The organism is Bacillus sp. 0209A (genome assembly GCF_036765095.1).
Classification (GTDB): domain Bacteria; phylum Bacillota; class Bacilli; order Bacillales; family Bacillaceae; genus Bacillus; species Bacillus subtilis_G.
The window spans coordinates 805,245-830,421 of sequence record NZ_JBAIZV010000002.1; the positions used below are offsets into that span (position 1 = coordinate 805,245).

The 25,177-nt window shown below is 45.4% G+C and carries 25 protein-coding genes and 1 riboswitch; of the genes, 15 read left to right on the forward strand and 10 right to left on the reverse strand.

The features are described from left to right. Positions 1 to 131 precede the first annotated feature (131 nt). The 3 genes from V6D44_RS09245 (at position 132) to V6D44_RS09255 (ending at position 5,949) form a co-directional block, all read left to right on the forward strand. A complete protein-coding gene (locus V6D44_RS09245) occupies positions 132 to 1,952 on the forward strand; it encodes an assimilatory sulfite reductase (NADPH) flavoprotein subunit (protein ID WP_087991131.1) in 1,821 nt (606 codons plus the stop codon). A 25-nt stretch (positions 1,953 to 1,977) separates the two neighbouring features. Next, positions 1,978 to 3,693 (forward strand): assimilatory sulfite reductase (NADPH) hemoprotein subunit, encoded by a 1,716-nt coding sequence (gene cysI, locus V6D44_RS09250; protein ID WP_087991130.1) that lies wholly within the window; start codon positions 1,978 to 1,980, stop codon positions 3,691 to 3,693. A gap of 243 nt (positions 3,694 to 3,936) precedes the next feature. After that, positions 3,937 to 5,949: a Na+/H+ antiporter gene (locus V6D44_RS09255; RefSeq protein ID WP_087991129.1), complete on the forward strand. Its 2,013-nt coding sequence runs from the start codon at positions 3,937 to 3,939 to the stop codon at positions 5,947 to 5,949. Between the two features lie 44 nt (positions 5,950 to 5,993). On the opposite strand, the gene yvgO is transcribed toward V6D44_RS09255, so the two are convergent. Next, positions 5,994 to 6,479: a stress response protein YvgO gene (gene yvgO / locus V6D44_RS09260; RefSeq protein WP_087991128.1), complete on the reverse strand. Its 486-nt coding sequence runs from the start codon at positions 6,477 to 6,479 to the stop codon at positions 5,994 to 5,996. Positions 6,480 to 6,700: 221 nt separating this feature from the next. Here yvgO and pgoN point away from each other — a divergent pair, with 221 nt between their 5' ends. Further along, positions 6,701 to 7,531, forward strand: a complete 831-nt coding sequence (gene pgoN / locus V6D44_RS09265) for a glyoxal/methylglyoxal reductase (RefSeq protein WP_087991127.1) — start codon at positions 6,701 to 6,703, stop codon at positions 7,529 to 7,531. A 28-nt stretch (positions 7,532 to 7,559) separates the two neighbouring features. On the opposite strand, the gene modB is transcribed toward pgoN, so the two are convergent. Then, positions 7,560 to 8,252: a molybdate ABC transporter permease subunit gene (modB, locus tag V6D44_RS09270; RefSeq protein WP_141113386.1), complete on the reverse strand. Its 693-nt coding sequence runs from the start codon at positions 8,250 to 8,252 to the stop codon at positions 7,560 to 7,562. Next, entirely contained in the window at positions 8,224 to 9,006 is a 783-nt protein-coding gene (modA, locus tag V6D44_RS09275; protein ID WP_087991126.1) for a molybdate ABC transporter substrate-binding protein, read from the reverse strand. Before modA ends, modB begins: the two co-directional genes overlap by 29 nt. 110 nt (positions 9,007 to 9,116) lie before the next feature. On the opposite strand from modA, the gene V6D44_RS09280 reads away from it, so the two are divergent. Further along, a complete protein-coding gene (locus V6D44_RS09280) occupies positions 9,117 to 10,043 on the forward strand; it encodes a substrate-binding domain-containing protein (RefSeq protein ID WP_087991175.1) in 927 nt (308 codons plus the stop codon). A gap of 24 nt (positions 10,044 to 10,067) precedes the next feature. Here the strand turns inward: V6D44_RS09280 and V6D44_RS09285 are convergent, their stop codons facing one another. Then, a complete protein-coding gene (locus tag V6D44_RS09285; protein WP_333516425.1) occupies positions 10,068 to 11,921 on the reverse strand; it encodes an LTA synthase family protein in 1,854 nt (617 codons plus the stop codon). Positions 11,922 to 12,020: 99 nt separating this feature from the next. Continuing rightward, positions 12,021 to 12,503, reverse strand: coding sequence for a metal-dependent hydrolase (locus V6D44_RS09290; RefSeq protein ID WP_253268571.1), 483 nt, complete (start codon positions 12,501 to 12,503; stop codon positions 12,021 to 12,023). A gap of 166 nt (positions 12,504 to 12,669) precedes the next feature. On the opposite strand from V6D44_RS09290, the gene sspJ reads away from it, so the two are divergent. Together sspJ and V6D44_RS09300 are read left to right on the forward strand one after the other, a co-directional pair. Next, positions 12,670 to 12,810, forward strand: coding sequence for a small acid-soluble spore protein SspJ (sspJ, locus tag V6D44_RS09295; protein ID WP_010330072.1), 141 nt, complete (start codon positions 12,670 to 12,672; stop codon positions 12,808 to 12,810). Positions 12,811 to 12,924: 114 nt separating this feature from the next. Continuing rightward, positions 12,925 to 13,104, forward strand: a riboswitch (Lysine riboswitch). Between the two features lie 102 nt (positions 13,105 to 13,206). Then, on the forward strand, positions 13,207 to 14,607 hold the full coding sequence (locus tag V6D44_RS09300; protein ID WP_202328040.1) for an amino acid permease: 1,401 nt from the start codon (positions 13,207 to 13,209) through the stop codon (positions 14,605 to 14,607). Positions 14,608 to 14,645: 38 nt separating this feature from the next. Here the strand turns inward: V6D44_RS09300 and V6D44_RS09305 are convergent, their stop codons facing one another. Both V6D44_RS09305 and V6D44_RS09310 read right to left on the reverse strand, forming a co-directional pair. Next, positions 14,646 to 14,915, reverse strand: a complete 270-nt coding sequence (locus V6D44_RS09305; RefSeq protein ID WP_176365275.1) for a hypothetical protein — start codon at positions 14,913 to 14,915, stop codon at positions 14,646 to 14,648. Positions 14,916 to 14,970: 55 nt separating this feature from the next. Continuing rightward, positions 14,971 to 15,918, reverse strand: coding sequence for an iron-hydroxamate ABC transporter substrate-binding protein (locus V6D44_RS09310; protein WP_202328041.1), 948 nt, complete (start codon positions 15,916 to 15,918; stop codon positions 14,971 to 14,973). 204 nt (positions 15,919 to 16,122) lie between these two features. Between V6D44_RS09310 and V6D44_RS09315 the strand changes: the two genes are divergently transcribed. From V6D44_RS09315 to V6D44_RS09340, 6 genes are all read left to right on the forward strand, one after another. Beyond that, positions 16,123 to 17,169, forward strand: a complete 1,047-nt coding sequence (locus V6D44_RS09315) for a FecCD family ABC transporter permease (RefSeq protein WP_087991122.1) — start codon at positions 16,123 to 16,125, stop codon at positions 17,167 to 17,169. After that, complete coding sequence (locus V6D44_RS09320) at positions 17,169 to 18,179, forward strand: FecCD family ABC transporter permease (RefSeq protein ID WP_087991121.1); 1,011 nt, start codon at positions 17,169 to 17,171, stop codon at positions 18,177 to 18,179. Before V6D44_RS09315 ends, V6D44_RS09320 begins: the two co-directional genes overlap by 1 nt. Positions 18,180 to 18,194: 15 nt before the next feature. Beyond that, entirely contained in the window at positions 18,195 to 19,004 is an 810-nt protein-coding gene (locus V6D44_RS09325; RefSeq protein WP_202328042.1) for an ABC transporter ATP-binding protein, read from the forward strand. 171 nt (positions 19,005 to 19,175) lie between these two features. Further along, the gene (locus V6D44_RS09330) at positions 19,176 to 20,369 is read left to right on the forward strand and encodes an efflux RND transporter periplasmic adaptor subunit (RefSeq protein ID WP_333516428.1); all 1,194 of its coding nucleotides are present in this window, start codon (positions 19,176 to 19,178) and stop codon (positions 20,367 to 20,369) included. Then, positions 20,353 to 21,042 (forward strand): ABC transporter ATP-binding protein, encoded by a 690-nt coding sequence (locus tag V6D44_RS09335; protein WP_087991119.1) that lies wholly within the window; start codon positions 20,353 to 20,355, stop codon positions 21,040 to 21,042. The genes V6D44_RS09330 and V6D44_RS09335 overlap by 17 nt, the downstream gene beginning before the upstream one ends. Further along, complete coding sequence (locus tag V6D44_RS09340; RefSeq protein WP_202328043.1) at positions 21,035 to 22,264, forward strand: ABC transporter permease; 1,230 nt, start codon at positions 21,035 to 21,037, stop codon at positions 22,262 to 22,264. The genes V6D44_RS09335 and V6D44_RS09340 overlap by 8 nt, the downstream gene beginning before the upstream one ends. 33 nt (positions 22,265 to 22,297) lie before the next feature. Here V6D44_RS09340 and V6D44_RS09345 read toward each other — a convergent pair whose 3' ends face one another. The 3 genes from V6D44_RS09345 to V6D44_RS09355 form a co-directional block, all read right to left on the reverse strand. Continuing rightward, positions 22,298 to 22,708 (reverse strand): regulatory YrvL family protein, encoded by a 411-nt coding sequence (locus V6D44_RS09345; RefSeq protein ID WP_087991117.1) that lies wholly within the window; start codon positions 22,706 to 22,708, stop codon positions 22,298 to 22,300. 60 nt (positions 22,709 to 22,768) lie between these two features. After that, positions 22,769 to 23,926 (reverse strand): oxalate decarboxylase, encoded by a 1,158-nt coding sequence (gene oxdC / locus V6D44_RS09350; RefSeq protein WP_087991116.1) that lies wholly within the window; start codon positions 23,924 to 23,926, stop codon positions 22,769 to 22,771. Positions 23,927 to 24,044: 118 nt separating this feature from the next. Further along, positions 24,045 to 24,200: a YvrJ family protein gene (locus V6D44_RS09355; protein WP_003221632.1), complete on the reverse strand. Its 156-nt coding sequence runs from the start codon at positions 24,198 to 24,200 to the stop codon at positions 24,045 to 24,047. Between the two features lie 203 nt (positions 24,201 to 24,403). On the opposite strand from V6D44_RS09355, the gene sigO reads away from it, so the two are divergent. Together sigO and rsoA are read left to right on the forward strand one after the other, a co-directional pair. Next, positions 24,404 to 24,940 (forward strand): RNA polymerase sigma factor SigO, encoded by a 537-nt coding sequence (gene sigO / locus V6D44_RS09360; protein ID WP_202328044.1) that lies wholly within the window; start codon positions 24,404 to 24,406, stop codon positions 24,938 to 24,940. Beyond that, positions 24,937 to 25,173 (forward strand): sigma-O factor regulator RsoA, encoded by a 237-nt coding sequence (rsoA, locus tag V6D44_RS09365; RefSeq protein WP_087991115.1) that lies wholly within the window; start codon positions 24,937 to 24,939, stop codon positions 25,171 to 25,173. The genes sigO and rsoA overlap by 4 nt, the downstream gene beginning before the upstream one ends. The last annotated feature ends 4 nt before the right edge of the window (positions 25,174 to 25,177 follow it).

Below are 25,177 nucleotides of genomic sequence, written 5' to 3' on the forward strand. Positions count from 1 at the left end.
CAAAGCGGTTTTATCATTAGGAATCTTAATAGTTATCATCATGTAAATATATTTTACTTAAACCTAGTATTCCGGTAAAGTTCAATTAGATGCAATTTTCGATCAGTTTATAACTTTGTGAGGTGGATACGTTGCAACTTCAGGTAATGAACAGTCCGTTTAATCAGGAGCAGGCAGAGCTCCTTAACCGTCTTCTGCCAACTTTGACCGAATCTCAGAAAATCTGGCTGAGCGGATATTTATCCGCGCAATCCGTTCCCGCCCAAGAAACCGCGGGGGCCCCTGCGGCTATTGTGTCTGAAGAAGCGGCGGCACCGGTCGTTTCAAAAGAAGTGACCGTTCTTTATGGTTCACAGACGGGAAACGCACAGGGGCTTGCAGAAAATGCCGGCAAGCAGCTTGAGGAGCGCGGTTTTCAAGTCACTGTCTCATCCATGAGCGATTTTAAGCCGAATCAGCTGAAGAAAATCAACAATCTTTTGATCGTCGTCAGCACGCATGGTGAAGGCGAGCCGCCTGATAACGCGCTGTCGTTTCATGAATTTTTGCATGGAAGACGGGCGCCTAAGCTTGAAGACCTTCGTTTTTCAGTTTTGGCGCTTGGTGACAGCTCGTACGAATTTTTCTGCCAGACAGGGAAGGAATTTGATCAGCGCTTAGAAGAAATCGGCGGCAAACGAATTTCTCCGCGCGTTGATTGCGATCTTGACTATGATGAGCCGGCAGCTGAATGGCTTGAGGGTGTATTTGAGGGCTTAAGTGAAGCCGGGGGCGGAAGCGCCGCACCTGCGCAAGGAGCAGCTTCGCCTCAAATCGGTGAGTCTTCTTACTCCAGAACAAACCCGTTTCGGGCTGAAGTGTTAGAAAATTTAAATTTGAACGGCCGAGGATCAAATAAAGAAACACGCCATGTCGAGCTGTCTCTGGAAGGATCTGGCCTGACTTATGAGCCTGGTGACAGCCTCGGCGTCTATCCGGAAAACGATCCGGAGCTTGTTGAGCTGCTGCTTAAGGAAATGAATTGGGACCCCGAAGAAATTGTGACCCTTAATAAGCAAGGTGATGTACGCCCGCTTAAAGAAGCGCTGATTTCTCACTATGAAATCACTGTTCTCACAAAACCGCTTCTTGAACAGGCTGCCCAGCTGTCAGGGAGCGATGAGCTTAGAGAGCTTTTAGCCCCGGGAAATGAGGGGAACGTAAAAGCATATCTTGAAGGACGCGATTTGCTTGATCTCGTTCGTGATTATGGCCCGTTCAGCGTATCGGCGCAGGAGTTTGTTTCGATTCTGCGAAAAATGCCGGCCCGACTCTATTCAATCGCGAGCAGTTTATCCGCTAATCCGGATGAAGTACATGTAACGATCGGCGCAGTCCGCTACGATGCGCACGGCCGTGAACGAAAGGGCGTCTGCTCGATTTTATGCGCGGAGCGTCTGCAACCGGGAGACACACTGCCTGTTTATGTCCAGCATAATCAAAACTTTAAGCTTCCGAAAGATCCTGAAACACCGATTATCATGGTCGGCCCTGGGACAGGCGTCGCGCCGTTCCGTTCCTTTATGCAGGAGCGTGAGGAGACGGGAGTGGAAGGCAAAGCATGGATGTTTTTTGGCGATCAGCATTTTGTCACGGATTTCCTTTATCAGACAGAGTGGCAGAATTGGATCAAAGACGGTGTGCTGACAAAAATGGATGTGGCGTTCTCACGTGATACGGAAGAAAAAGTATATGTGCAGCACCGCATGCTTGAACAGAGTGCAGAATTGTTCGAATGGCTTCAAGAAGGCGCGGCTGTTTACATTTGCGGTGATGAAAAACACATGGCGCATGACGTCCATCACACATTACTTGACATTATCGAGAAAGAAGGCAATATGAGCCGCGAAGAAGCAGAAGCTTATCTTGCCGATATGCAGCAGCAAAAACGCTATCAGCGTGATGTATACTGATTTGACTTGAAAGGAGTTTTTCAACATGGTGACCAAAATCTTAAAAGCACCGGACGGCTCTCCAAGTGATGTTGAACGCATTAAAGAAGAAAGTGATTATTTGCGCGGCACACTGAAAGAAGTGATGCTGGACCGGATCAGTGCCGGAATTCCGGATGATGACAACCGCCTGATGAAACACCACGGCAGTTATTTGCAGGATGACCGTGACCTCCGCAATGAACGCCAAAAGCAAAAACTTGAACCGGCCTATCAGTTCATGCTGCGCGTACGTATGCCAGGAGGCGTCTCAACACCTGAACAATGGCTTGTCATGGATGACCTTTCCCAGAAATACGGGAACGGCACATTAAAACTGACGACACGTGAAACATTCCAAATGCACGGAATTCTGAAATGGAACATGAAGAAAACCATTCAGACGATCCACTCAGCTCTTTTGGATACGATCGCAGCCTGCGGAGACGTAAACCGCAACGTGATGTGCGCATCGAACCCTTATCAGTCTGAAATCCACTCAGAGGTATACGAGTGGTCTAAAAAATTAAGTGACGATCTGCTGCCGCGGACGAGAGCTTATCATGAAATCTGGCTTGATGAGGAAAAAGTGGCCGGCACGCCTGAGGAAGAAGTCGAGCCAATGTACGGCCCGCTCTATCTGCCGCGGAAATTTAAAATCGGTATTGCCGTCCCGCCATCTAATGATATAGACGTCTTTTCACAAGATCTCGGATTCATTGCGATTGTCGAAGATGGCGAACTGATCGGTTTTAACGTGGCAATCGGCGGCGGTATGGGAATGACGCATGGCGACACAGCGACATATCCGCAATTAGCCAAGGTGATCGGGTTCTGCCGTCCTGAGCAAATGTATGACGTTGCTGAAAAAACGATTACGATTCAGCGTGATTACGGAAACCGTTCTGTCCGCAAAAATGCGCGGTTCAAATACACCGTTGACCGCCTCGGTTTAGAAACTGTAAAAGAAGAATTGGAAAACCGTCTCGGCTGGAGCTTGGAAGAAGCAAAGGCGTATCATTTCGATCATAACGGCGACCGCTACGGCTGGGTGGAAGGCATTGAGGATAAATGGCATTTTACGCTGTTTGTCGAAGGCGGCCGTGTGACGGATTACGATCATTATAAACTGATGACAGGCTTGCGGGAAATCGCCAAAGTTCATACAGGCGAGTTCCGTCTGACATCCAATCAGAACTTGATTATTGCGAACGTTTCAAGCGACAAAAAAGATGAAATCAGTGCATTAATTGAGCAATACGGATTAACTGACGGCAAGCACCATTCAGCGCTCCGCCGCAGCTCTATGGCGTGTGTGTCGCTTCCGACCTGCGGATTGGCAATGGCTGAAGCAGAGCGTTATTTGCCGACCCTTTTAAATAAGGTTGAAAAGATCATTGACGAAAACGGCCTTCGTGATCAGGAAATCACCATTCGCATGACCGGGTGCCCGAACGGCTGTGCACGCCATGCACTCGGTGAGATTGGATTTATCGGAAAGGCGCCGGGCAAATATAATATGTATCTTGGTGCTGCATTTGATGGTAGCCGTTTAAGCAAAATGTACCGTGAAAACATCGGTGAAGAAGACATTTTAAGCGAGCTGCGCGTACTTCTTTCACGTTATGCGAAAGAACGCGAGGAAGGCGAGCACTTCGGTGACTTTGTCATTCGCGCAGGCATCATTAAAGCAACAACTGACGGCACGAATTTTCATAACTGATAAAGAAAGACGAGAGGCAGGGGTAGCTCCCTGTCTCTTTTTGCCTGAAATTTGCCCTGCTACAAAAAAAATTCACTATGAGCGTATCGTGAGAAATAATACCCTAAAAAGGGTATTATAAAAGAAGACAAGTGTGGAGGAAACTCGTGCCAACATCACATATCGGATGCAATGCCGTCCCAGCCTCAGCCTCTTTTAGACAAGCAGATCCATCGACTATCTCAGACGAAGGAGGTCATGTATTTGGACATATTTTTAGTTGTTCTCGTTTTATTAACGATTATTGCGATATCCAATATCGTGAACCGGTTTATTCCGTTTATTCCCGTGCCTCTGATTCAGGTGGCGCTTGGGATTCTTGCGGCCTCATTTCCACAGGGGCTTCATTTTGAATTAAACACCGAATTGTTTTTTGTTCTGTTTATCGCGCCTCTTCTATTTAATGATGGGAAGAGAACGCCGCGGGCGGAGCTTTGGAATTTACGCGCTCCGATTTTATTGCTCGCACTCGGCCTTGTATTTGCGACTGTGATTGTAGGTGGATACACGATTCACTGGATGATTCCTGCTATTCCGCTGGCAGCGGCTTTTGGACTTGCGGCCATTCTTTCACCGACTGATGTCGTCGCTGTCAGCGCATTATCAGGAAGAGTGAAAATGCCAAAAGGCATTCTTCGCCTGCTTGAAGGGGAGGGGCTGATGAATGACGCATCAGGTCTGGTGGCCTTTAAGTTTGCGATTGCGGCAGCAGTGACCGGTGCATTTTCATTAGCACAAGCGGCTGTCAGCTTTGTCTTTATTTCTCTTGGAGGCTTGCTGTGCGGGGTTGTCATTTCGTTCTTCATTATTCGATTCCGCCTCTTCCTGCGCCGTCTTGGCATGCAGGATGTCACAATGCATATGCTGATTCAAATTCTGACGCCGTTTGTGATTTATTTGGCAGCGGAAGAAATCGCCGTTTCCGGCATTTTAGCCGTTGTGGCGGGTGGAATCACCCATGCGGTTGAACAGGATCGTCTGGAATCAACGATGGCCAAACTGCAAATCGTCTCCTCGAGTACATGGAACATTATTTTATTTATTTTGAACGGTCTGGTCTTCGTTATTCTCGGAGCACAGATTCCGGACGTCATTTCCGTTATCTTTAATGACACCGCAGTTAGCAACATGAAGGTAATCAGTTATATCCTTGTGATCACATTTACGCTAATGCTCCTCAGATTTCTATGGGTGCTGTTCTTCTGGAACGGAAAATGGTTCTTTAATAAGGACCAGAACATTTATAAACCGGGTCTTCGTTCGACGCTGTTACTTTCGATTTCCGGTGTGCGCGGAGCTGTAACGCTTGCGGGCTCTTTCTCCATTCCGTATTTTCTGGAGGATGGCACACCGTTTCCGGAAAGAAATCTAATTCTCTTTTTGGCAGCCGGCGTCATTTTATGCACACTTGTCATTGCCGCCGTTGTGCTTCCCCTTCTGACTGAAAAGGAAGAAGAAGACGAAAAAAGAAATAAAAAGCTGCTGACGGCGAGACGCAAATTGATTAAAACAGCTCTCCAAACGATTAAAGAGGACATGAACGATACAAACAAAACAGCCTCTCTTGCGGTGATAGGCGAATACAACGAAAAGATGAAAAACCTTCGTTTTCAGCAATATACTTCATCTAATCGTATCAAAAAACAAGAGCGAAAAGTCCGGGCGCAAGCCATTATCGCTGAGCATGAGGCATTGATGAAAATGCTGGAACGGGGAGACATCCCGGAAGAAACAGTAAACGTACTGCAAGAACGGTTTAATGAATTAGAAATTTTGTATGGCAACCCATTTAAAGTCGGATTATCAAAAACAAGGCTCAAGCGGCTGATGTATTGGATTTTCTTCGATGAACATAAAAAGCCGGAGCTGCCGATTTTAAATGAAGCGGGATTGATACAGGCAACGAGAGTGAAAACGGCAAAAGCAGCAATTGAATATCTGGAAAAACATAAGACGGAAGAACATAAAGAAGTGTTTTTATCTGTCATTACGTTTTATAAACAGTTAATTTTCAGGCTGGAACACAGTCATCATGAGCTGAAATCAAGCGCCCAATTTGAAACTCAGAAGCTGGAAGTGAAGCTGAAGGCTGTGCAGGCGATCAGAAATGAAATTCAAACGCTCTTCGAAAAGCGAGAAATTTCTCGGGACATCTCCCATGAACTTCGCCAATACATTAATGATGTGGAAGCCGCCATGCTTGAAGGCGGCGAATAGATGCAGCAAAAAAGCTGGCGTTAGAGCGCCAGCTTTTTTCTATATTAGGGACGATGGAATTCGACAGTGCTGCCATCCCGGTCGAACCAGCCTCTGAAGGCCCAGTTGATCCAGCCGCCATCACCTTTGTTTGTAAAGGTTCCGTCTTCAAATACCCAAATGCCGTACGTAATGCCGTCGTAAACGGCTGAGCCGTAAAATTGCACACCGTTTAAGTGATCTTCATATTCCTGGCTTAAATTAAATACCATGACGTTGTATTTTTGGCCGGACGCGTAGAAGGAAGACTCCATGAGGTTTTTCACAAATCCATCTCGGTTCTGTGCGGATTTAATGGCATCGGCGATTTGGTTGGCAATTCCAAGTACATCCAGGTTGACGTTTAAACCTACCTCAGCGGCAGATGTTCCGGCTGTTGTTGCCTGGGAAATCTGCGCACCGGGATTTTCTTCAGCCGAAGCAAAGGACAAAGGGGCAATGGTCAAAGCGGCACCTAACGCAAGTGTCATCGGGATACGCATACGTTTCAATTTGGTTCCTCCTTTGTTTTGATTTGGTGACACTAATCGCATACCCTGCTTATTCCATTTATAATCTCAATATTGTTAAAATAGGAAAATAATAGTGTCACGCTTTGCCCTGCTGTGAAAAAAGAAGCAAAAAGCGGCTCTTAAGCGTATTATTGGTATCGCCTAAGAGGAGTGTGAGATAATATAGACGCTTACATTTCAGTGAAAGGGTGGATGTTCAAGTGCCAACAAGTTTAAAAGATACTGTAAAACTACATAACGGAGTTGAAATGCCTTGGTTCGGTCTTGGTGTTTTTAAAGTAGAAAACGGAAGTGAAGCGACTGAATCTGTGAAAGCTGCCATTAAAAACGGCTATCGCAGCATTGATACAGCAGCAATCTACAAAAATGAAGAAGGCGTTGGCATCGGGATTAAAGAATCCGGTGTGGCAAGAGAAGAGCTCTTCATTACCTCCAAAGTATGGAATGAAGATCAAGGCTACGAAACAACCCTTGCTGCCTTTGAAAAAAGCTTGGAAAGACTTCAGCTTGATTACTTAGATTTATATTTGATCCACTGGCCTGGCAAGGATAAATATAAAGATACATGGCGCGCGCTTGAAAAGCTGTACAAAGACGGCAAAATCCGCGCAATCGGCGTCAGCAACTTCCAAGTTCATCATTTAGAAGAGCTGTTGAAAGATGCTGAAATCAAACCGATGATCAACCAAGTGGAATATCACCCTCGTTTGACGCAAAAAGAATTAAGAGACTATTGTAAAAAACAAGGCATCCAGCTGGAAGCATGGTCTCCCCTCATGCAGGGACAGCTGCTGGATAACGAAGTGCTCGCACAGATTGCTGAAAAACACAATAAATCTGTGGCTCAAGTGATTTTGCGCTGGGATCTGCAGAATGAGGTTGTCACGATTCCAAAATCCATTAAAGAACACCGTATCATCGAAAACGCTGATATTTTTGATTTCGAATTGTCTCAAGAAGACATGGACAAAATTGACGCGTTAAACAAAGATGAGCGCGTCGGTCCAAATCCTGATGAGCTTCTGTTTTAATAAAAAACTCCCCGTGACGGGGAGTTTTTTAGTGTGGTTTTTTCTGTTGAATGAAAAACAGCATCAAAAAGGAAATGACAACAATACAGACGACCCAGGCCCAGGCAAGGGTGTTGTTCCCGGAATCCAATGCGACATAAATGGCCGTCGGCAGTGTTTGCGTAACACTGGGAATGTTTCCTGCAAACATCAGTGTTGCGCCGAATTCTCCGAGCGCCCGTGCAAGGCTGAGGATGCTTCCGGTCAGCAATGAAGGATAGGCGAGCGGGATGGAAATATGGATAAACACCTTCCATCTGCTGGCGCCGTCTACCATTGCAGCCCCCTGTATATCGGGATCAATGTCACCAAATCCAGTTTTGGCGGATTGATACATAAGCGGAAAGGCCACGACAGCCGAGGCGATCACAGCGGCCCACCAGGTGAAAATGACAGGCTGATGAAAGATCCACTCGATGGCTTGTCCGATGAAACTGTGCTTTCCGAAAATGACGATCAAGATAAAACCGACAACAGTGGGCGGAAGAACGAGCGGAAGCATAAAACATGTTTCGAGCGCCGTTTTTCCGAAAAATGATGCTCGCGACATCCGTGCTCCAGCCAGTGTTCCGAGAATAATGACAACAATTCCGGCAACTGCCGCCACCTGAAAGGAAAGCACAACAGGTGTAAAAAACGCTGAAACGCTTATACTACTCGGCAGTAAAACCATATTTTTCAAATACTTTCATTGCTTCATCAGATTGCAGGTAATCGTAAAATTCCTTCGCTTCCTTACGGTGTTTTGTATCGTTTACAATTCCTAATGGATAGACAATCGGGCTGTGTGTATTTGCTTTTGCCTCGTCAATGATTTTGACCTTTTTCGAGATCAGAGCATCAGTTTTATAAACAACGCCTGCGTCCACATTGCCTGTTTCTACATAAGAAAGGACTTGGCGAACGTCTTTTCCGTAAACGATCTTATCCTTCACATTGTCCCATAGAGAAAGCTTTGTCAGTGATTCTTTCCCGTAAGCTCCCGCCGGCACGGATTCCGGCGTTCCGAGGGCGATTTTTTCTGAATCCGCCAGATTGCTGAAGCTTGTCACAGGTGAATCGCCGTTTTTCGGCACGGCCAACACGATTTCATTGCCGACTAAATCGGTGCTGTCTTTTTTGGCGATATCCCCATCATCTACCAGCTTTTGAAATTTATCCTCAGCAGCTGAGAAGAAAAGATCTGCCCCCGCTCCTTGAGAAATCTGTTTTTGCAAGGCGCCGGATGAGCCATAGTTATCTTGGATTTTAATGTTTTGATGTTCTTTTTCATAGTTTTGTTGGATTTCCTCAAGCGCATCCTGTGCACTGGCGGCAGCTGAGATGGTTAACGTTACATTTTTCTCGCTATCCGATGAAGACTGGTTTGCGGAGCAGCCTGCTGTAAGCAGAATAGCGGTTAAGGCTGCTGTTAACATGGAATACTTTTTAAACATGATTGCACCCCTTATAATTAGTTATATCTAATTATAACTGATTATGTTTGGCTTATGTGGGTTTTTTTACATTCGACGAAAAGGTATAATAAAATAGGAGAGTGATGATGATGAATGAAACCTCTTCCTATACGATAGAAGAAGTTGCAGGTCTGCTGAAGGTATCAAAGCTGACCGTTTATGATTTGATTAAAAAAGGCGTGCTGCCTGCTTACCGTGTCGGAAGGCAGATGCGTGTGGATGAAGAAGATTTAAAGCAATATAAGATGAATATGAGAATGTCGCAGCCCATTTCTGCTGCCGAAGAGCCGAATCAGATGCAGGAGGCTGAGCCGGACTGCAGAAAGAATGTCATGATCAGCGGACAGGACATTTCGATGGATCTGCTCAGCAAGCATTTGGAGAATGTGATTCAGGAGACGCCGCTCCGTAAATACAAAGGAAGCTTAAACAGCCTGATTGATATGTATCAAGGCAAGTGTGACATTGTCAGCCTGCATTTGTATGATGCGGAAACCAGCCAGTATAATGCGCCTTATGTAAAACGGATTTTGTCAGGTGAACCGTTTTGTCTGATCAATGTCGTTCTCCGCAAAGCCGGACTGTATGTTCAAAAAGGGAATCCGAAAAACATTCAAGGCTGGGATGACTTAAGAAGGGCAGATATCCGGATCATCAACAGAGAAAAGGGTTCTGGCGCAAGAGTGCTGCTTGATGAACAGCTTGGCTTGCTCGGTGTGAAACCGGCTGATGTAAAAGGATACGGCGATATCGTGACCGATCATTACGCTGTCGCTTCACAAGTCTCAAGCGGACAGGCTGACGCGGGAATCGGGGCGCAGCACGCGGCACATATGGGCAGTGTTGATTTTATCCCGCTCATCGACGAACAATATGATATCGTCGTTTTGAAAAAACATGAGCAGCTGCTGAAAGCCGTGAAAGACATCTTGAATGCTGAGGAATACAAGGCGAATCTGTCTCATTTGAACGGCTATCAAACAAAACTCACCGGCAAAGTGATGTTGGAAACGTAAAAAATCCCTCAAAGAGGGATTTTTTTATTGAGTAAACCTGAGCAGGTCTCCGTTTAAAATTTTATCAGAGAGAGACAGCTCTTCGGTTGCTTTTTCTTTATATGGGAGGCACGCATCCTGATCTTCCAGCACGTCCCCTGTTTTTTGGCTGTAGCACGTGTTTTTCGTGTATACATAGTCGTTCGTAATAAAACTGCCGTTTCGCAGCACGGTGAATGGAGTGCGGTCGTTTGACAGCAAATCATTGCCAAATTGGATATCGCCTTTTGTCTCAATGCCGAGCAGATGCATCAGTGTCGGCTTGACGTCGACCTGCCCTCCGGCATCAGGGATGATTTCCGGCTTTTGATCTGTGATTCCCGGAATATGTATGATAAACGGCACTCGCTGGAGCTGAACGTTGTCATACGGCGTGATTTCATCTTTTCCTAAAAACTCGGCCATCGCCTCGTTATGGGCTTCAGAAATGCCATAATGATCTCCCATGAATACAATCATCGAATTTTCGTATAAGCCTTCGTCCTTCAGCTTTTTGATAAAACGCTTCAATGCCTCATCTTCATAGCGCACCGTAGTCACATAGCGGTTTAACAGGTCGCTGCTTGAATCGTATTCATCAATCAGCTGATCCTTTTCATCAATTTCAAACGGAAAATGGTTCGTTAACGTGATGAAACTGCTGTAAAACGGCTGCGGCAGGCTATTGAGCTTGCCGGCGGACTGCTCTAAAAATTCCTTATCCTTTAGGCCCCAGCTTGTCGATGTCCCGGGAGTGACGTGGAAATCATCAACATCAAAAAAGCGGTCAATCCCAAATGTATCGTACATCACATCTCGGTTCCAAAATGTTTTATGGTTGGCGTGAAAGACGGCTGAATAATAATCATATTGTTTCAGCGATTTGTACATCGTATGAAATTGATGATCGCTTTTCGTAAAAAAGACGGCCCCGCTAAGGGAGGGATACAGTGAGTTGGCGACGATGAATTCTGAGTCAGATGTTTTGCCTTGTTCTGTTTGCTGATAGAAATGATCGAAAGAATAGCTTTTTTGGATGAAATCATTCATAAACGGGGTGATTTCTTTTCCATTTACCTTTTCATTCAGAACAAAGCTTTGGGTCGATTCAAGCGTTACAAAGATGACGTTGCGCCCCTTTGCCAGCCCGAACTTGCTTTGATCAGGCTTGCTGTAATCAGCCTCTGTATAGTTTTTAATCGCAGTCATGCTGTCTTCATCGGCAAATGCCTTCGCGCTTATATTCACAGTCTGAGAAATCGTATCGTATATATGGAACTGAAACAGACCGATGCTTTTGACGAGCATTTCCCGGTCAAAGGAATGTGCCAAAAGCTTCGGCTGCTGTACTTCTGCAAGTGCCAGAGTACATAGAATCATGCCGCAGGAAGCTGCATAGTACCGTTTAATCGTGCGGGGGGCGGCTTTTGTCTGCGGGTTCTTCTCTTTACGGGCAATCAGCAGCAGACAAACCAAATCCGCAAACAGGGCGATAAACAGAGGGTTGAACAGTTCTTTTACACTGCTGCCCATATCGCTCATGTTACTGGCCTGAAACAAAACCGGAATGGTAATAAAATCGATATAAAAGCCGTAAAAAATCGTATTGGAGATCAAGATGACAGTCAGAACCAAATTGGCAATCAGCAAAAAAACCCGCTGCTTGTTATCTTTTAGAAACAGGCCAATCCCGAATAAAGGAAGGATAAAGCTGAGCGGATTGATCAGCAGTATCAGCTCCTCCGACAGAGAATCAATCTGCAAATCAAACCCGATTTTATAGATTACATACGTTTTGATCCACATGAATACGATCGAAATACATAAAAACCGCTGATTGTGAAAAAGGGTTCCTTTCATTAATATGACTCCTCACGTTTTCTTGATCATCTGCATGAAATGCTTCTTATGTAAAACCTACTAAAAATAGCCCGTTCAGACAAGTGTCAGCACTCACGTTTAAAACATGCGTCCATGAAACAGCATATAAAAGTAGTAACATGATGCAATTGTCAGGCCGGCTAACACAAGCTGCTCAGAAAAACTGCCTGTCTTCATATAAAATGGGAGCCTTACGCGAATCGTTGAAGGGAATAATAATTTAATTCCATTCACCGTCCAAGCGTCAAGAATCAAGTGACTCGCCATTCCGATCATCAGTCCGGTTGATATGTTTTTATCTGGAATATATGTGGCAGTGATAAAAAACATGATGAGCAGAAACAGCAGGCTGTGCGTAAACGTCCGATGGCCAAAAACGGAGCTGACGACTTTCGATAGGATAGGAAATCTTCTCCCGATTTTGCTTTGCGTGTGGCAGATATCGGGAATCAATGCCCCAACCGCGCCGGACGCTGTCATAAGCACAGGATCAAATCCATAATAATAAGCCGCTGCCGTACAAGAAGCGATGCCTCCCATGATGTGTGTTTTTCCTGTCATTTCTCGCTTCTCCTTTTATCTTTTGCAAAAATGTCTGAATTACAAATATATCAAGAGAATGTATGTTTGATCAACAGGACTTTGGACGATAAAAAATTTTTCGCATAATTTTTCAAGGAAAAAGGCATCTTAATCGTGTACCTATTTTCTAAAAGAGGTGATACGAATGGATTTCTTTAATAAAGATAAAGGAAAACGTTCTGAAAAAGAAAAAAACGTAATCCAGGGAGCTCTTGAAGATGCCGGTTCAGCTCTAAAAGATGATCCGCTTCAAGAAGCTGTGCAAAAAAAGAAAAACAATCGATAACCCATGCGGATAGGGCTTGGCTCTATCCGTATTTCCATCTGTTCCCTTTGACAGATCATCCTTTCTTTGATAACCTTCTGGGAGTAACTGAATTATTAAATCCTCACTCTTTCTCAGTGAGGTAGAGGTTGCGCGGATGATGAGTAGCACATGCCAGGCTGACAGGGGCTGTTTAACATGTGTAAAAGGCATCAGCGCCGAAGTGTGGAGAAAGCCGATCCTTCTCTATGCTGGGACTGTATCTGAATAAGTGCAGGACTGCCGCGTGCTTTTTCGCGGAGGGCTATCCGGAGATCAAGGGTGTGTGTTTCTTTAAGCATGGACTTTTGTTCAGGCTTTTTTGCGTTTACATGATCTCGGGGTCTGGTCCGTACAAAGAATCATGGAGGTACTGGAATGGAACAGACGAAAAAATGGGGTTTTTGGTTATTAACGGCGTTTGTCGTTGGAAATATGGTAGGATCGGGAATTTTCTCCTTGCCAAGCTCGCTTGCTTCAATCGCGAGTCCGCTTGGCGCCACGTCCGCTTGGCTTTTGACAGGTGCCGGCGTGCTGATGATTGCACTTGTCTTCGGGCATTTGTCCATCCGCAAGCCTGAACTGAAGGCGGGACCGCAAAGTTATGCAAGGGCGCTGTTCTCTGATCCGAAGAAAGGGAACGCTGCCGGTTTCACAATGGTGTGGGGCTACTGGGTGGCGAGCTGGATCAGTAACGTGGCGATTATCACAAGCCTCGCCGGTTACTTGACTTCGTTTTTCCCGATCTTGGTTGATAAACGTGAAATGTTTTCGCTCGGCGGGCAAGAGGTGACACTCGGCCAATTGCTGACGTTTGCAGTATGTACGATCTTGTTATGGGGCACGCACACGATTCTCGTTACTAGCATTAACGGTGCAAGTAAATTGAACTTTGTCACGACGCTTTCTAAAGTACTAGGTTTTGTTTTCTTTATCGTTGCCGGATTGTTTGTGTTTCAAACGGCATTATTCGATCATTTTTATTTTCCGGTTCAAGGAGAAAACGGCACAAGCATTGGAATTGGCGGCCAGGTGCATAACGCAGCGATTTCTACACTGTGGGCGTTTGTCGGAATTGAATCAGCAGTTATCCTATCCGGCCGTGCGCGCTCTCAGCGTGATGTGAAACGCGCGACAATTACCGGATTGCTGATTGCTTTGAGCATTTATATTATCGTGACTTTAATTACGATGGGTGTTCTGCCGCATGATAAGCTTGTCGGCTCTGAAAAGCCGTTCGTTGATGTGCTGTATGCGATTGTCGGAAACGCGGGAAGCGTGATTATGGCGCTATTGGCTATCCTTTGTTTATTCGGAACGATGCTCGGCTGGATTTTGCTTGGCTCTGAGGTTCCATATCAAGCCGCTAAAGCGGGAGATTTTCCGGCATTCTTTGCAAAAACGAATAAAAAGGGAAGTCCGATTATCGCATTAATGATTACAAACGTCATGTCACAGGTCTTCATCTTCTCGGTTATTTCCCGGACAATAAGTGACGCATTTACGTTTTTAACGACAGCGGCAACACTTGCGTATTTAATTCCGTATTTGGTATCTGCGATTTACAGCTTGAAGCTTGTCATCAAAGGTGAAACGTATGACCAGCTGAGAGGTTCCCGTGTAAAAGACGGATTAATCGCGATATTAGCGTGCGCATACTCATTGTTTGTCATCATAACAGGCACAGCGGATTTAACGACATTTACTCTCGGCATCGGTTTATTCTTTGTCGGCTTGATCGTTTATCCATTTGTTGTTAAAAAGTTCCGGAAAGCATAAACAAAAGACACCTGATTAGTTTCCATCAGGTGTCTTTTTTATAAAATCACAATTTGCCGTGTTAGCAATCCGATCGTTAAAACAGCTGAAAGGAAAGCAGAAATAGAAAGAAAAACCTTCACGGATAATCGAATATGCAAAAAGCGTTTTTTCAGCCTTTCCAGCAAACCAAACAGAACGAGCACTAAGATAAATACAAGAAGCACACTAGAAAAAGGTTTTCCGATATAGAGCCCGTTAAAAAAACTGATCGCGATGATGATGCAGCTAAATATGAATTGCGCAAGAAAATATCCGATGTGGTTCAAAATGAGCCGCTCCTTATAGATGTGCAAAAGAGCCGCGGGCAGGCGGCTCTTTTGTTTATTTTGTTAAGCTTTCCGTAATAAACTTCAGCTGGCCTTCTAATGAAATCGGATCAGAGAAATAGAAGCCAATAGGGTCAATCTTGTAGACACGGTCGTGTTTAACGGCGTCTAGGTTCTTCCAAATGGAGCTGTCAAATACGCCGCCATCGTCGCCGCCTGCTTGCCATGGACCCGCGAAAATATAATCTCCCGCGAAGTCAGGGAGCTTCTCTAATGAAATACTTGTATATCCGGGACCCTGATCAATGGCTTTTTCCTTTGTCAGCTTTGTAGCCTGCAAGCCAAGATCTTTGTAAATGATGCTTCCGCCTCTTCCGAAATCTTTACCGAATACGTAGATGTCTTTTCCATTCGTTTGCATAATGGAGACTGTTTTGTCACCGACAGCTTTTTTGATTTTTGTTTTAGCCGCCGCAACTTTTTTATCCCACTCAGTCAGCCATTTTTCTGCTTTATCTTCAGTTCCTGTCATTTTTGCGAATTCTTTCAGCTGCTCGATATTGTCAAGCTTATCGTATGTTACCGCGACAGTCGGCGCGATTTTTTGAAGCTTTTTAATATCAGCGCCTTGCGTTGTCCAGACGATAATCAAGTCAGGATTCAAATCAATGACTTTTTCAACGGAAGTACCGTCTCCGATGCTTGTAACGCCGTCGGTTTTTCCTTTGTAATAAGGGTTTTTAAATACATTCTCAGGCGCACCGACGACGTTGATGCCGAGTGTTTTGAAGTAGCCGTAGTAGCCGTCAGCCATGACAACCACCCGTTTAGGATGCTTAGGGATTTTCACATTTCCGTTTTCAGCCTTGTATGTAACGGTTTCTTCGTCTTTGGAATCAGAGGAAGAGCCTTTGCTTTCTGTGTTATTCCCGCAGGCTGCCAATGCTGCAATCAATAACACGGCAAAAAACGCGGCTCCGAGTTTCTTATATATAAGGGTCATATCTCATACCTTCTTTCCGAAAAATGGGTGATAAAGAGAATCATTATCAATGTGATTATACCATCGCAAGAGCCAGTTTACACGGTAATTTTGCAATTATATGCTCATTTTTGTTCAAAACGCTCTATTACAACAGCGCAAAAAAATGATATACTTGATCAGTAATTGATAATCATTATCATTATTGGAAAGGAAGTACGGCTGTTGAGTCAAAGTAAAAATATACAGACGATATCAGAAGAAAACCAATGGACGTCAAGGTCATTTGGCGCGGTCATTGTCCTTATTGCAGGGATGTGTTTACTATGCCTTGGCGCGCTTTTATCTATATCTCTCGGTGCTGCGGATATTCATTTGCGCACGGTGTGGGACGCCATCTTTCATTTTCAGCCGACAGAGACATCCCACCAAATCATACACGATCTTCGACTGCCGAGAACGGCTGCCGCCGCGCTTGTCGGCGCTTTGTTAGCAGTCTCGGGAGCGATCATGCAGGGGATGACGAGAAACCCTTTGGCAGAGCCTTCGATTATGGGAGTTACATCAGGCTCTGCGTTTGCCATTTCAATTGCATTTGCCTTTTTTCCCGGGCTTTCGACGATGGGGCTTGTGCTATGGTCCTTTGCAGGAGCGGGGCTGGGGGCATCAACAGTAATGGGGATTGGCATGTTTTCAAGGGGCGGACTTACGCCAGTAAAGTTTGCTCTGGCTGGATCGGCAGTTTCTTATTTCTTTACAGGCATTTCAACCGCCGTTGCAATCCGCTTTGATGTCGCTCAGGATATCAGTTTTTGGTATGCAGGCGGGGTAGCGGGTGTGAAATGGTCAGGTGTTCATCTCTTGCTTCTCGCAGGGGCGGTCGGTTTAACGCTTGCGTTTATCATCGCCCGGTCTGTGACAGTGTTAAGTCTCGGAGACGAGCTGGCGAAAGGGCTTGGACAATATACATCAGCGGTGAAACTGGTTGGCATGCTTGTCGTTGTGATTTTGACGGGAGCTGCGGTTTCCATTGCCGGCACCATCGCATTTATCGGGCTGATCATTCCGCATATTACCCGGTTTTTGGTGGGTGTGGATTATCGGTGGATTATTCCTTGCTCGGCGGTGCTTGGCGCCGTTTTGCTAGTTTTTGCTGACATTGCGGCAAGACTCGTCAACGCGCCCTTTGAAACGCCTGTCGGCGCGCTGACCTCTCTTATCGGTGTTCCCTTTTTCTTTTATTTGGCACGTCGGGAAAGGAGAGGGCTGTAATGAAAACAAAAACGAAAAAACCGCTCGCTGTGATGGTTGTGACCTTTCTGCTCATCGTGCTGGTCTTTTTTATCAGTTTAAATTTGGGCGTCATCAAAATTGCACCGCTTAAAACGCTTCAAGTCTTTTTCGGTCAAGGAACGGCGCGTGATGAACTTGTCTTATTTGAGTTCAGGCTGCCCCGGATCATCCTTTCTTTGCTCGTTGGGGCAGGAATCGCTGTTGCCGGCGCCATTTTGCAAAGCGTTTCTCAAAATGATCTGGCTGAGCCCGGCATTCTTGGAATTAACGCCGGCGGCTCGCTTGCTGTTGTGCTTTTTATATACTTTTTTCAAGGGTCAGCTTCAGATCTCAGCTTTTTCGGAACATTTATGCTGCCGTTCAGTGCTTTGGCTGGCGCATTTCTCGCCGCGCTTCTCATTTATCTTCTGGCTTGGAAAAAAGGCGTGACACCGATTCGGCTGATTTTAGTAGGTATTGGCGTGAATGCTGGTTTTAACGCTCTGTTGCTGATTTTTCAGCTCAAGATGGACCCTCATGATTTTATGCAGGCCGCGGTTTGGATATCCGGCTCGATATGGGGGGCGAACTGGAATATGATTTGGGCGATCCTTCCTTGGATTGTGATCTTGCTTCCGTTTACTTTATATAAGGCACGTTATTTGAACATTTTGCAGCTCGGAGACCAATTAGCGACGGGGCTGGGCACTGCTGTTGAAAGGGAAAGACGGATTCTCCTTCTGGCGGCGGTCACTCTTGCCGCTTCATGCGTGGCAGCTGCAGGGGGCATCGCGTTTCTCGGATTGATTGCGCCCCACGTGGCAAGAAGGCTTACCGGTCCGCGTCACCAGACGCTGATACCGGTCTCCGCCTTCATCGGCGCATTTCTGTTTTTGCTCGCTGATACGCTGGCGAGAAATGTATTGGCACCTTCGGAAATTCCGGTCGGACTTGTCATTTCCGTGCTAGGCGCGCCTTACTTTATTTATTTATTGATGAAAGCGAATTAGAGGAGGGGGCCGAATATGAATTCATTATCAACGGAACAGCTTGGAATCGGTTATGGTGACACGGTGATTGTAGAAGATTTAAATATCTCGATTCCTAAAGGGAAAATCACCACCTTAATTGGCCCGAATGGCTGCGGAAAATCAACAATATTAAAAACAATGTCCAGAATTATGCGTTCACATAAAGGTGCCGTCTATTTAAACGGCAAAGCCATTCATAAAATGTCTACAAAAGACATTGCGAAAGATATGGCGATTCTGCCGCAGACACCTGAAGCGCCAAGCGGTTTAACGGTGTATGAATTGGTGTCGTACGGCAGGTTTCCGCATCAATCAGGATTCGGCCGATTACATGATGAAGATCGCCGGATTATCAAATGGGCGCTTGAAGAAACAGGCATGGCTGAATACGCTGAACGGCCGATTGAGGCACTGTCAGGCGGACAGCGTCAGCGGGTGTGGATAGCCATGGCGCTTGCGCAAGGGACGGAACTGCTGCTGCTGGATGAACCTACAACGTACCTTGATCTCGCACACCAGCTTGAAATTCTGCAGCTGCTTGACAGGCTCAACAAAGAACAGGGGCGGACGATTTTAATGGTCATTCATGATCTGAACCACGCGGCCCGTTTTTCTCATTATATGATCGCGCTCAAAAACGGCACGGTTATCAAGGAGGGCGGCGCACTGGAGGTCATGACACCGGACATTTTGAAGCAGGTATTTCAGATTGATGCCGAAATCGTGACCGATCCCCGTACAAATAAACCTGTATGCTTGACCTATGACCTGATTAAAAATGAAAAAGCGCTTATTTCTGTGTAAGAAAAATCCCGGTTCAGAGCCGGGATTTTTTATTTTCAGCCGTGAAAATACAATTTTTCTATTTGATTCCTTCATTTCAATAAAAAGATTGCAAGTCTTTTTGAATTAATAGATAATATTGGTTATAATGTTTCGAAAATATTACATAGTTTACAGAAAGAGGAGATCGGTGTGTCCAAGAAGAAAAAATGGCTTATTGGCGGTGCGATATGTGCCGGTGTGCTTGTATTAGCTGGGATCGGCGCCGGCGGTGTTTACTTTTTTACCCACATCAACCAAGTTGCCGTATCGTCGGAGCCCTATGCAGAATCGGTAGCGGTATACATGGGAGGAGAGTCAGAATCAGGCCAAACGTTTTCTGGAAAGGTTGAACCTGAGAAGCAGCAGAAAGTATATATCGATTCTGAAAAAGGCAGCATTAAAAAAACATACGTCAAAGAAGGCGATCAGGTCAAAAAGGGCGATAAGCTTTTTGAGTATGAGGACGAGGATCATTCTGACGAAGTTGAACAAGCCAATTTGCAAATCGAAATGACAAACCTGCAAATCAGCCGCTTGCAAAAATCAATAACGGAAACGGAAAAACAGCTGAAAACGGCTGGAAAAGAAGAGAAATCACAGCTTCAAGATGAGCTTGATCAGGCCAATTTCGATTTGAAAACAAGCCAGCTTGAGCTGAAGCAGCATCAAAAAGAGCTGGCTGCCCTGACGAAAAACAAAGGTTCCAATGTCATAACAAGCAAGCATGACGGGATCGTTCAAAGCGTCAATCAGGATATCGCCGCCGGAGCAACGGGCGACCAGGCAGCAGGACCGTATATCCAGATTGTTTCGACGGGCAAATACCTAGTCAAAAGCCAAATCAACGAGCTGTTAATGGACACAATCAAAAAAGGCAGCAAAGTCAGAGTCACGCTGAAAACAGGCGGTGAAGGCGAGTGGAAAGGAAAGGTCACTTCGATCGGCAAGCTTCCAGCGGGAACAGGCGAGGGTGAGGAATCAGAAAGTTTTGCTGAAGAAGAAATGAACCCTCAATCCTCTAACTATCCTTTCACCGTTTTATTAGACAGCCATAAAGGTCTCGAAGTCGGCTATCATGTCAACATCGAAGTGATGAGTGATGAGGCTGACGCGGACACGATTAAGCTGCCTTCCGACATGGTCATTCAGGATGACGGAGAACCGTACGTGTGGAAAGCGGATGAGAAGCAGAAAGCGGTCAAGCAGCCTGTTGAAATCGGAGAGACTGATGAAAATGACATGGTGGAAATTAAGAGCGGCTTGACGCCGGAAGATTATGTGATCTATCCTGATCCCGCGGTCAAGGAAGGAAAGCAGGTTACAGTCAATGCTGACATTGAATAATATTTCGAAATCGTACAAGCTGGGAAAAGAAGAAGTTCCGATCTTAAAACATATTAATCTGACGGTCCAAGCTGGTGAGTTTCTAGCTATTATGGGGCCTTCCGGTTCTGGAAAGTCAACGCTAATGAATATCATCGGCTGTTTGGATAGGCCAACCTCCGGAACCTATACGCTTGATCAGATAGATATATTGAAAGGGAAAGACGGTGCCTTAGCCGAAATCCGCAACGAGTCAATCGGGTTTGTGTTTCAAACCTTTCATTTGCTGCCGCGTCTCACCGCACTGCAAAATGTCGAGCTGCCGATGATCTACAATAAAGTGAAGAAAAAAGAGAGAAGGCAGAGAGCCTATGAAGCGCTGGAAAAGGTCGGGCTGAAAAACAGGGTCTCCTACAAGCCTCCGAAGCTGTCCGGCGGGCAAAAGCAGCGGGTGGCGATAGCGAGAGCCCTAGTCAATCAGCCGAGGTTTATTTTAGCTGATGAACCGACCGGGGCGCTTGATACCAAATCAAGCGAACAAATTTTGTCGCTGTTTTCTGAATTGCATCAAGAAGGCAAGACCATTATTATGATTACCCATGACCCGGACGTTGCAAAAAAAGCTGACAGAACCGTTTTTATCAGAGATGGAGAATTGGTATTAGATGAGAGAGGGGATATCAGCCATGCTTGAACATATTCGAATCTCCTTTCAATCGATTTTCTCTCATAAACTTAGATCCATTCTGACAATGCTCGGTGTCATTATCGGCATAGCGGCAATTATCGCGATTGTATCGATGCTGAAGGGGCAAAGCGAACAATTAAAGCAAAGCATGATCGGCATGGGAAATAACGCGATCAATGTTGTCTACCAGCCGTCGGGCGGAGAAGAGGAGGGCGGCGGCTATCAGGTTTCGTATACGACTGCACCGCCTGTAGCTGACGAAACAGTAAAGGCGATTAAATCTGATCCTATGGTCAAAGGATTATCCTTATATTACTTGTCTGAAGGCGCGAGCGTCTTTCATTTGACAAACGTTTCGTACCCTCAGGTATACGGAGTTGACGGTGACTACTTTGATATGTTCCCAATCCGTATAACCGAAGGGAGAAAGCTGGCGGAAAACGAATTGAACAGCACACACCAAGTGGCGATGATCAATGAAGCTGCCAGAGATGAACTGTTTACAGACGGAGACGCTCTGCATAAAAGCATTGAGATGAATGGTGTGCCGTTTAAGGTCGCCGGTGTTTTCACAGAAAAAAAACAGCAGGAAAGCATGTTTGAAGGCGACTATGCGAACCCGGTTTTGTACATTCCGAAAAAAGTGTGGCCGCTCATTGAAGGATTTGACGCGCCGACACAGATTGCTGTGCAGGCTGATTCTTCTGAGCATATCCAAGAAGCCGGCGTAATGGCTGCTGATCTTTTAAACCAAGGACTGTCAGATGCTGAGTTGGAAAAAGCAGAGTATAGTGTGATGGATCTTCAGGAGATCGCGCAGGAAGTGGAGTCCTTTAATCAGTCATTTGCATTGCTGCTTGGCGGAATCGCCAGTATTTCACTTTTGGTCGGCGGTATCGGCGTCATGAACATCATGCTCGTTTCCGTCACGGAGCGCACGAGGGAAATCGGGATTAAGAAAGCGCTCGGTGCTAAGCGGCGTGTGATTTTATTTCAATTTTTAACTGAGGCGGTCGTGCTGACAAGCATTGGCGGCATACTTGGTGTGCTGGCGGGCTTCGGCATCGCTAAGCTGCTGACGGTCGTTTTTCCAATGCCTTTTATCGTCTCCGTTCCGGCTGTTGTCGGGGCACTCATCTTTTCAATGGCAGTCGGCATTATCTTCGGCTTGCTTCCTTCCATCAAGGCATCTAAGCTTCAGCCTGTAGACGCGCTGCGCTATGAATAAAAAGAACGCATCCATTTGGAATGCGTTCTTTTTTTAGGTGGGAAGGGCCGAATTGCATTTGTCTAAAATCAGAAAAACGGCTGCGACAATCATTTCTTCTGTGGTGGACAGCCAGATGTCGCTGATCATTTCGTCTGTCGTATGAGCAGTCATCCACAAAAACAGCAGCTGTACGATGCCGGCTAGAAGAATGAATAAGTGTTTGTCTGTCTTGAAAAATGTAAAGCTATGTATCATCAGGCGTTCAAATGGTTCTAAGAATAGGCCGAGGACAAGAAATAACAGGGCAAAAAGCAGGACGTGAGCCGCTGAGCGGTAGCTCGTTCCTGCTATGGAAAACAATATATAGATGACGGCAAAATAGGTCAACACCACTGCCGCCGCGGCCAAAAAGTATTTTATAGAGAGCCGCAATAATCGATTTGAAGACATTTGATGTTTCACTGGTTCATCTCCTTATAAAGGCCTGCAGAGAACGAGCGCTCTCTGCAGGCCGGCAGTTTTTTATTTACTGCATTTCTTTTTCACAACCGGATGTTTTTCTTTTGAAAGGATATCGGTAAAGTCTTTGCCTAATTCAAGATGCTGTTGAACAAGTGTCTCAGGAAGCATGGCAAGCCATTGGTTTAAAGATATATCGGCATAATGGTCGTCTTTGAAGATCTCTAAAAAGACTAGCGGTTCATCTCCAGTGTTTTCAACGTAATGCCCCATTGCAAACGGAACATATCCAACATCACCGGCTTGGTAGTCGAACGTTCTCGCATGGCCGTCAGATGCAAAAACGGTCATTCTTGCTTGGCCGGAGATGTAGTATTGCCATTCGTGCGTATTCGGATGCCAGTGCAGCTCTCTCATGGCGCCGGGTTCCACTGTTACGAGAGCGGATGCGATCGTTTTAGACACTTTGAAGTTTGTTGAATCTGCAATGTATACTTTTCCTCCCTCTGATTCAATTGGCTCTTGCTCAAGAAGACGATGGGTAAACGGATAAGGCGCTTCACCGTTCGGCCCTTCTACAATGTCATCTTTCAAATTTCCTGGGACAGGCTCTTCAAATATATATTTCTCTTCGCCTGGCAAATTGGCAATATCTTCTTTTGTTACGCCAAAGTTCGCAGCAATGACTTCCATAGGTGTATGGGCAAGCCAATCTGTCAGCTGGAACGTGCTGTTTTCAGAGAATGATCCATCGTCAAACACGAGCAGGAACTCAGCTCCTTCATCCAGCGCTTGAATAGAGTGCGGCAGGCCTGACGGGAAGTACCAAAGATCTCCTTCGCCTATATCATCAATAAAGCTGCGCCCTTGCTCATCCACAATCGTGACTCTTGCACGTCCGTAAATCATATAAGCCCATTCTGCTTCCTTATGCCAATGCAGCTCGCGAATGGCGCCAGGTTTCAGCCGCATATTGACAGATGCGAGGTTTTCTGAAATCGGCAGCTCACGTACGGTGACTTCACGGGCATATCCGCCTTTTTCTAATCGGTTGTGAGTATCAGAGAACGAAAACTTCATATTGCTTACGGTACCATGATCAGTCTCCGGCGGAACGAGCATATCAGGATTTTGGCGGTCTCTTTCAATATTGCGCGGGATTTTTACTGTTGCTCCTTTGTCTCCTCTGATTGGCTGCGGAATGTCGTTTTGTTTTTTCATGAAATGTTCCTCCCTTAATTTAAATGCGATAGCAGAAAGAGAAGGTGAAAGGCCTTTCGTTTTCCCTTCTGTCTTGTTAAGTGAAAAAAACCAGTGAAAAGTCAACTTCGATTGAAAATTAATTTTTTGCTTTCTGATCTTTTAGTTCTGTCATCAGTTCGATAAGCTGATCAAACTTTTTCTCAAATCGGGTCAGCAGATACATTGCAATCAGTGCAGGGAATCCCAGATTGCCGATCTGTTTTACGACTTCCTCTATAAAAACCTGATCCATGGAAAATACCTCCCTTCTTTTTTTGAAGTCATGTATGTAAGTGAAGGAAATCCAAGAAAACGTAAACTCGCGGCTGGCGTATTTAAGACAAGCGCCAGTCAGAAAGTAGTAGTTTACTTTTTTTTGCTTTCCTTCATTTAATTTAGTAGGGAGGCGGTTTGATGGACTATCAAGGTCTTTTGCGATCAAAATGTAAGGAGATAATGAAGCATCCCATCGTGAAGCATTTTTTGAGCAATCCTCAGCATTACCGTTTGTTCAAAAACGTAATGGAAAGCCCGAACGAAAAAGATGCAAAATCATTGGACGAGCAATTTAAACAATTTTATAAGGAAATCCGCATCGTCAAGTATATGAATTCAATGATTCGCATCTTTTCTATTGATTTTGATAAGCGGGTTCGCAAAAACCAAAAACGGTATCCGCTGACGGTCGATCATCCGGAAACGGGAGATCGGCTTCCTTCCGAAACAGGAAGCGATGCGTTTGAAGCATTTTTAGATATGCAGGATGACTTGAGCCAGCATGTTCATGATTATCAGCTCTACCAAGCGATCCAGAAGCTGACTGACAAACAAAAAAGCGTGCTGACGAAAGTCTATCTTCACGGTGCCACGATGCAAGAGATTGCCGATTCATTAGGGGAGTCACGGCAAAACATCTCCAACATTCATAAAAAAGGGCTTGAGAATATCAGAAAACAGCTAGCGGCTCAAAAAAAGGGGGAAAGTAAGCTGTGAACGGCGAGTTTGAACAAAAGAACCAAAAAGACGATAAATTTGACATTGAACATCTGATTGAATGCTTTTCACCGATGATCAGAAAAAAACTCAGCAATACGTCCTTTCAAGAAAGAGAAGATTTAGAGCAAGAGCTGAAGATCAAAATGTTTGAAAAGGCTGATATGCTTTTGTGCCAGGATGTTCCGGGGTTTTGGGAGTTTATTTTGTATATGGTAGACGAGAACTCATAACCAT

Excerpts from the sequence above, each read along its gene's own strand:
- V6D44_RS09290 (WP_253268571.1), bottom strand. The coding sequence starts at position 12,503 with ATGACAGGAAAAACACACATCATGGGAGGCATCGCTTCTTGTACGGCA.
- V6D44_RS09300 (WP_202328040.1), top strand. The coding sequence starts at position 13,207 with ATGGAACAGACGAAAAAATGGGGTTTTTGGTTATTAACGGCGTTTGTC.
- modA (WP_087991126.1), bottom strand. The coding sequence starts at position 9,006 with ATGTTTAAAAAGTATTCCATGTTAACAGCAGCCTTAACCGCTATTCTG.
- V6D44_RS09320 (WP_087991121.1), top strand. The coding sequence starts at position 17,169 with ATGAAAACAAAAACGAAAAAACCGCTCGCTGTGATGGTTGTGACCTTT.
- sspJ (WP_010330072.1), top strand. The coding sequence starts at position 12,670 with ATGGATTTCTTTAATAAAGATAAAGGAAAACGTTCTGAAAAAGAAAAA.
- V6D44_RS09280 (WP_087991175.1), top strand. The coding sequence starts at position 9,117 with ATGAATGAAACCTCTTCCTATACGATAGAAGAAGTTGCAGGTCTGCTG.
- V6D44_RS09340 (WP_202328043.1), top strand. The coding sequence starts at position 21,035 with ATGCTTGAACATATTCGAATCTCCTTTCAATCGATTTTCTCTCATAAA.
- V6D44_RS09285 (WP_333516425.1), bottom strand. The coding sequence starts at position 11,921 with ATGAAAGGAACCCTTTTTCACAATCAGCGGTTTTTATGTATTTCGATC.
- V6D44_RS09325 (WP_202328042.1), top strand. The coding sequence starts at position 18,195 with ATGAATTCATTATCAACGGAACAGCTTGGAATCGGTTATGGTGACACG.
- V6D44_RS09335 (WP_087991119.1), top strand. The coding sequence starts at position 20,353 with ATGCTGACATTGAATAATATTTCGAAATCGTACAAGCTGGGAAAAGAA.
- sigO (WP_202328044.1), top strand. The coding sequence starts at position 24,404 with ATGAAGCATCCCATCGTGAAGCATTTTTTGAGCAATCCTCAGCATTAC.
- cysI (WP_087991130.1), top strand. The coding sequence starts at position 1,978 with ATGGTGACCAAAATCTTAAAAGCACCGGACGGCTCTCCAAGTGATGTT.
- oxdC (WP_087991116.1), bottom strand. The coding sequence starts at position 23,926 with ATGAAAAAACAAAACGACATTCCGCAGCCAATCAGAGGAGACAAAGGA.
- V6D44_RS09355 (WP_003221632.1), bottom strand. The coding sequence starts at position 24,200 with ATGGATCAGGTTTTTATAGAGGAAGTCGTAAAACAGATCGGCAATCTG.
- V6D44_RS09310 (WP_202328041.1), bottom strand. The coding sequence starts at position 15,918 with ATGACCCTTATATATAAGAAACTCGGAGCCGCGTTTTTTGCCGTGTTA.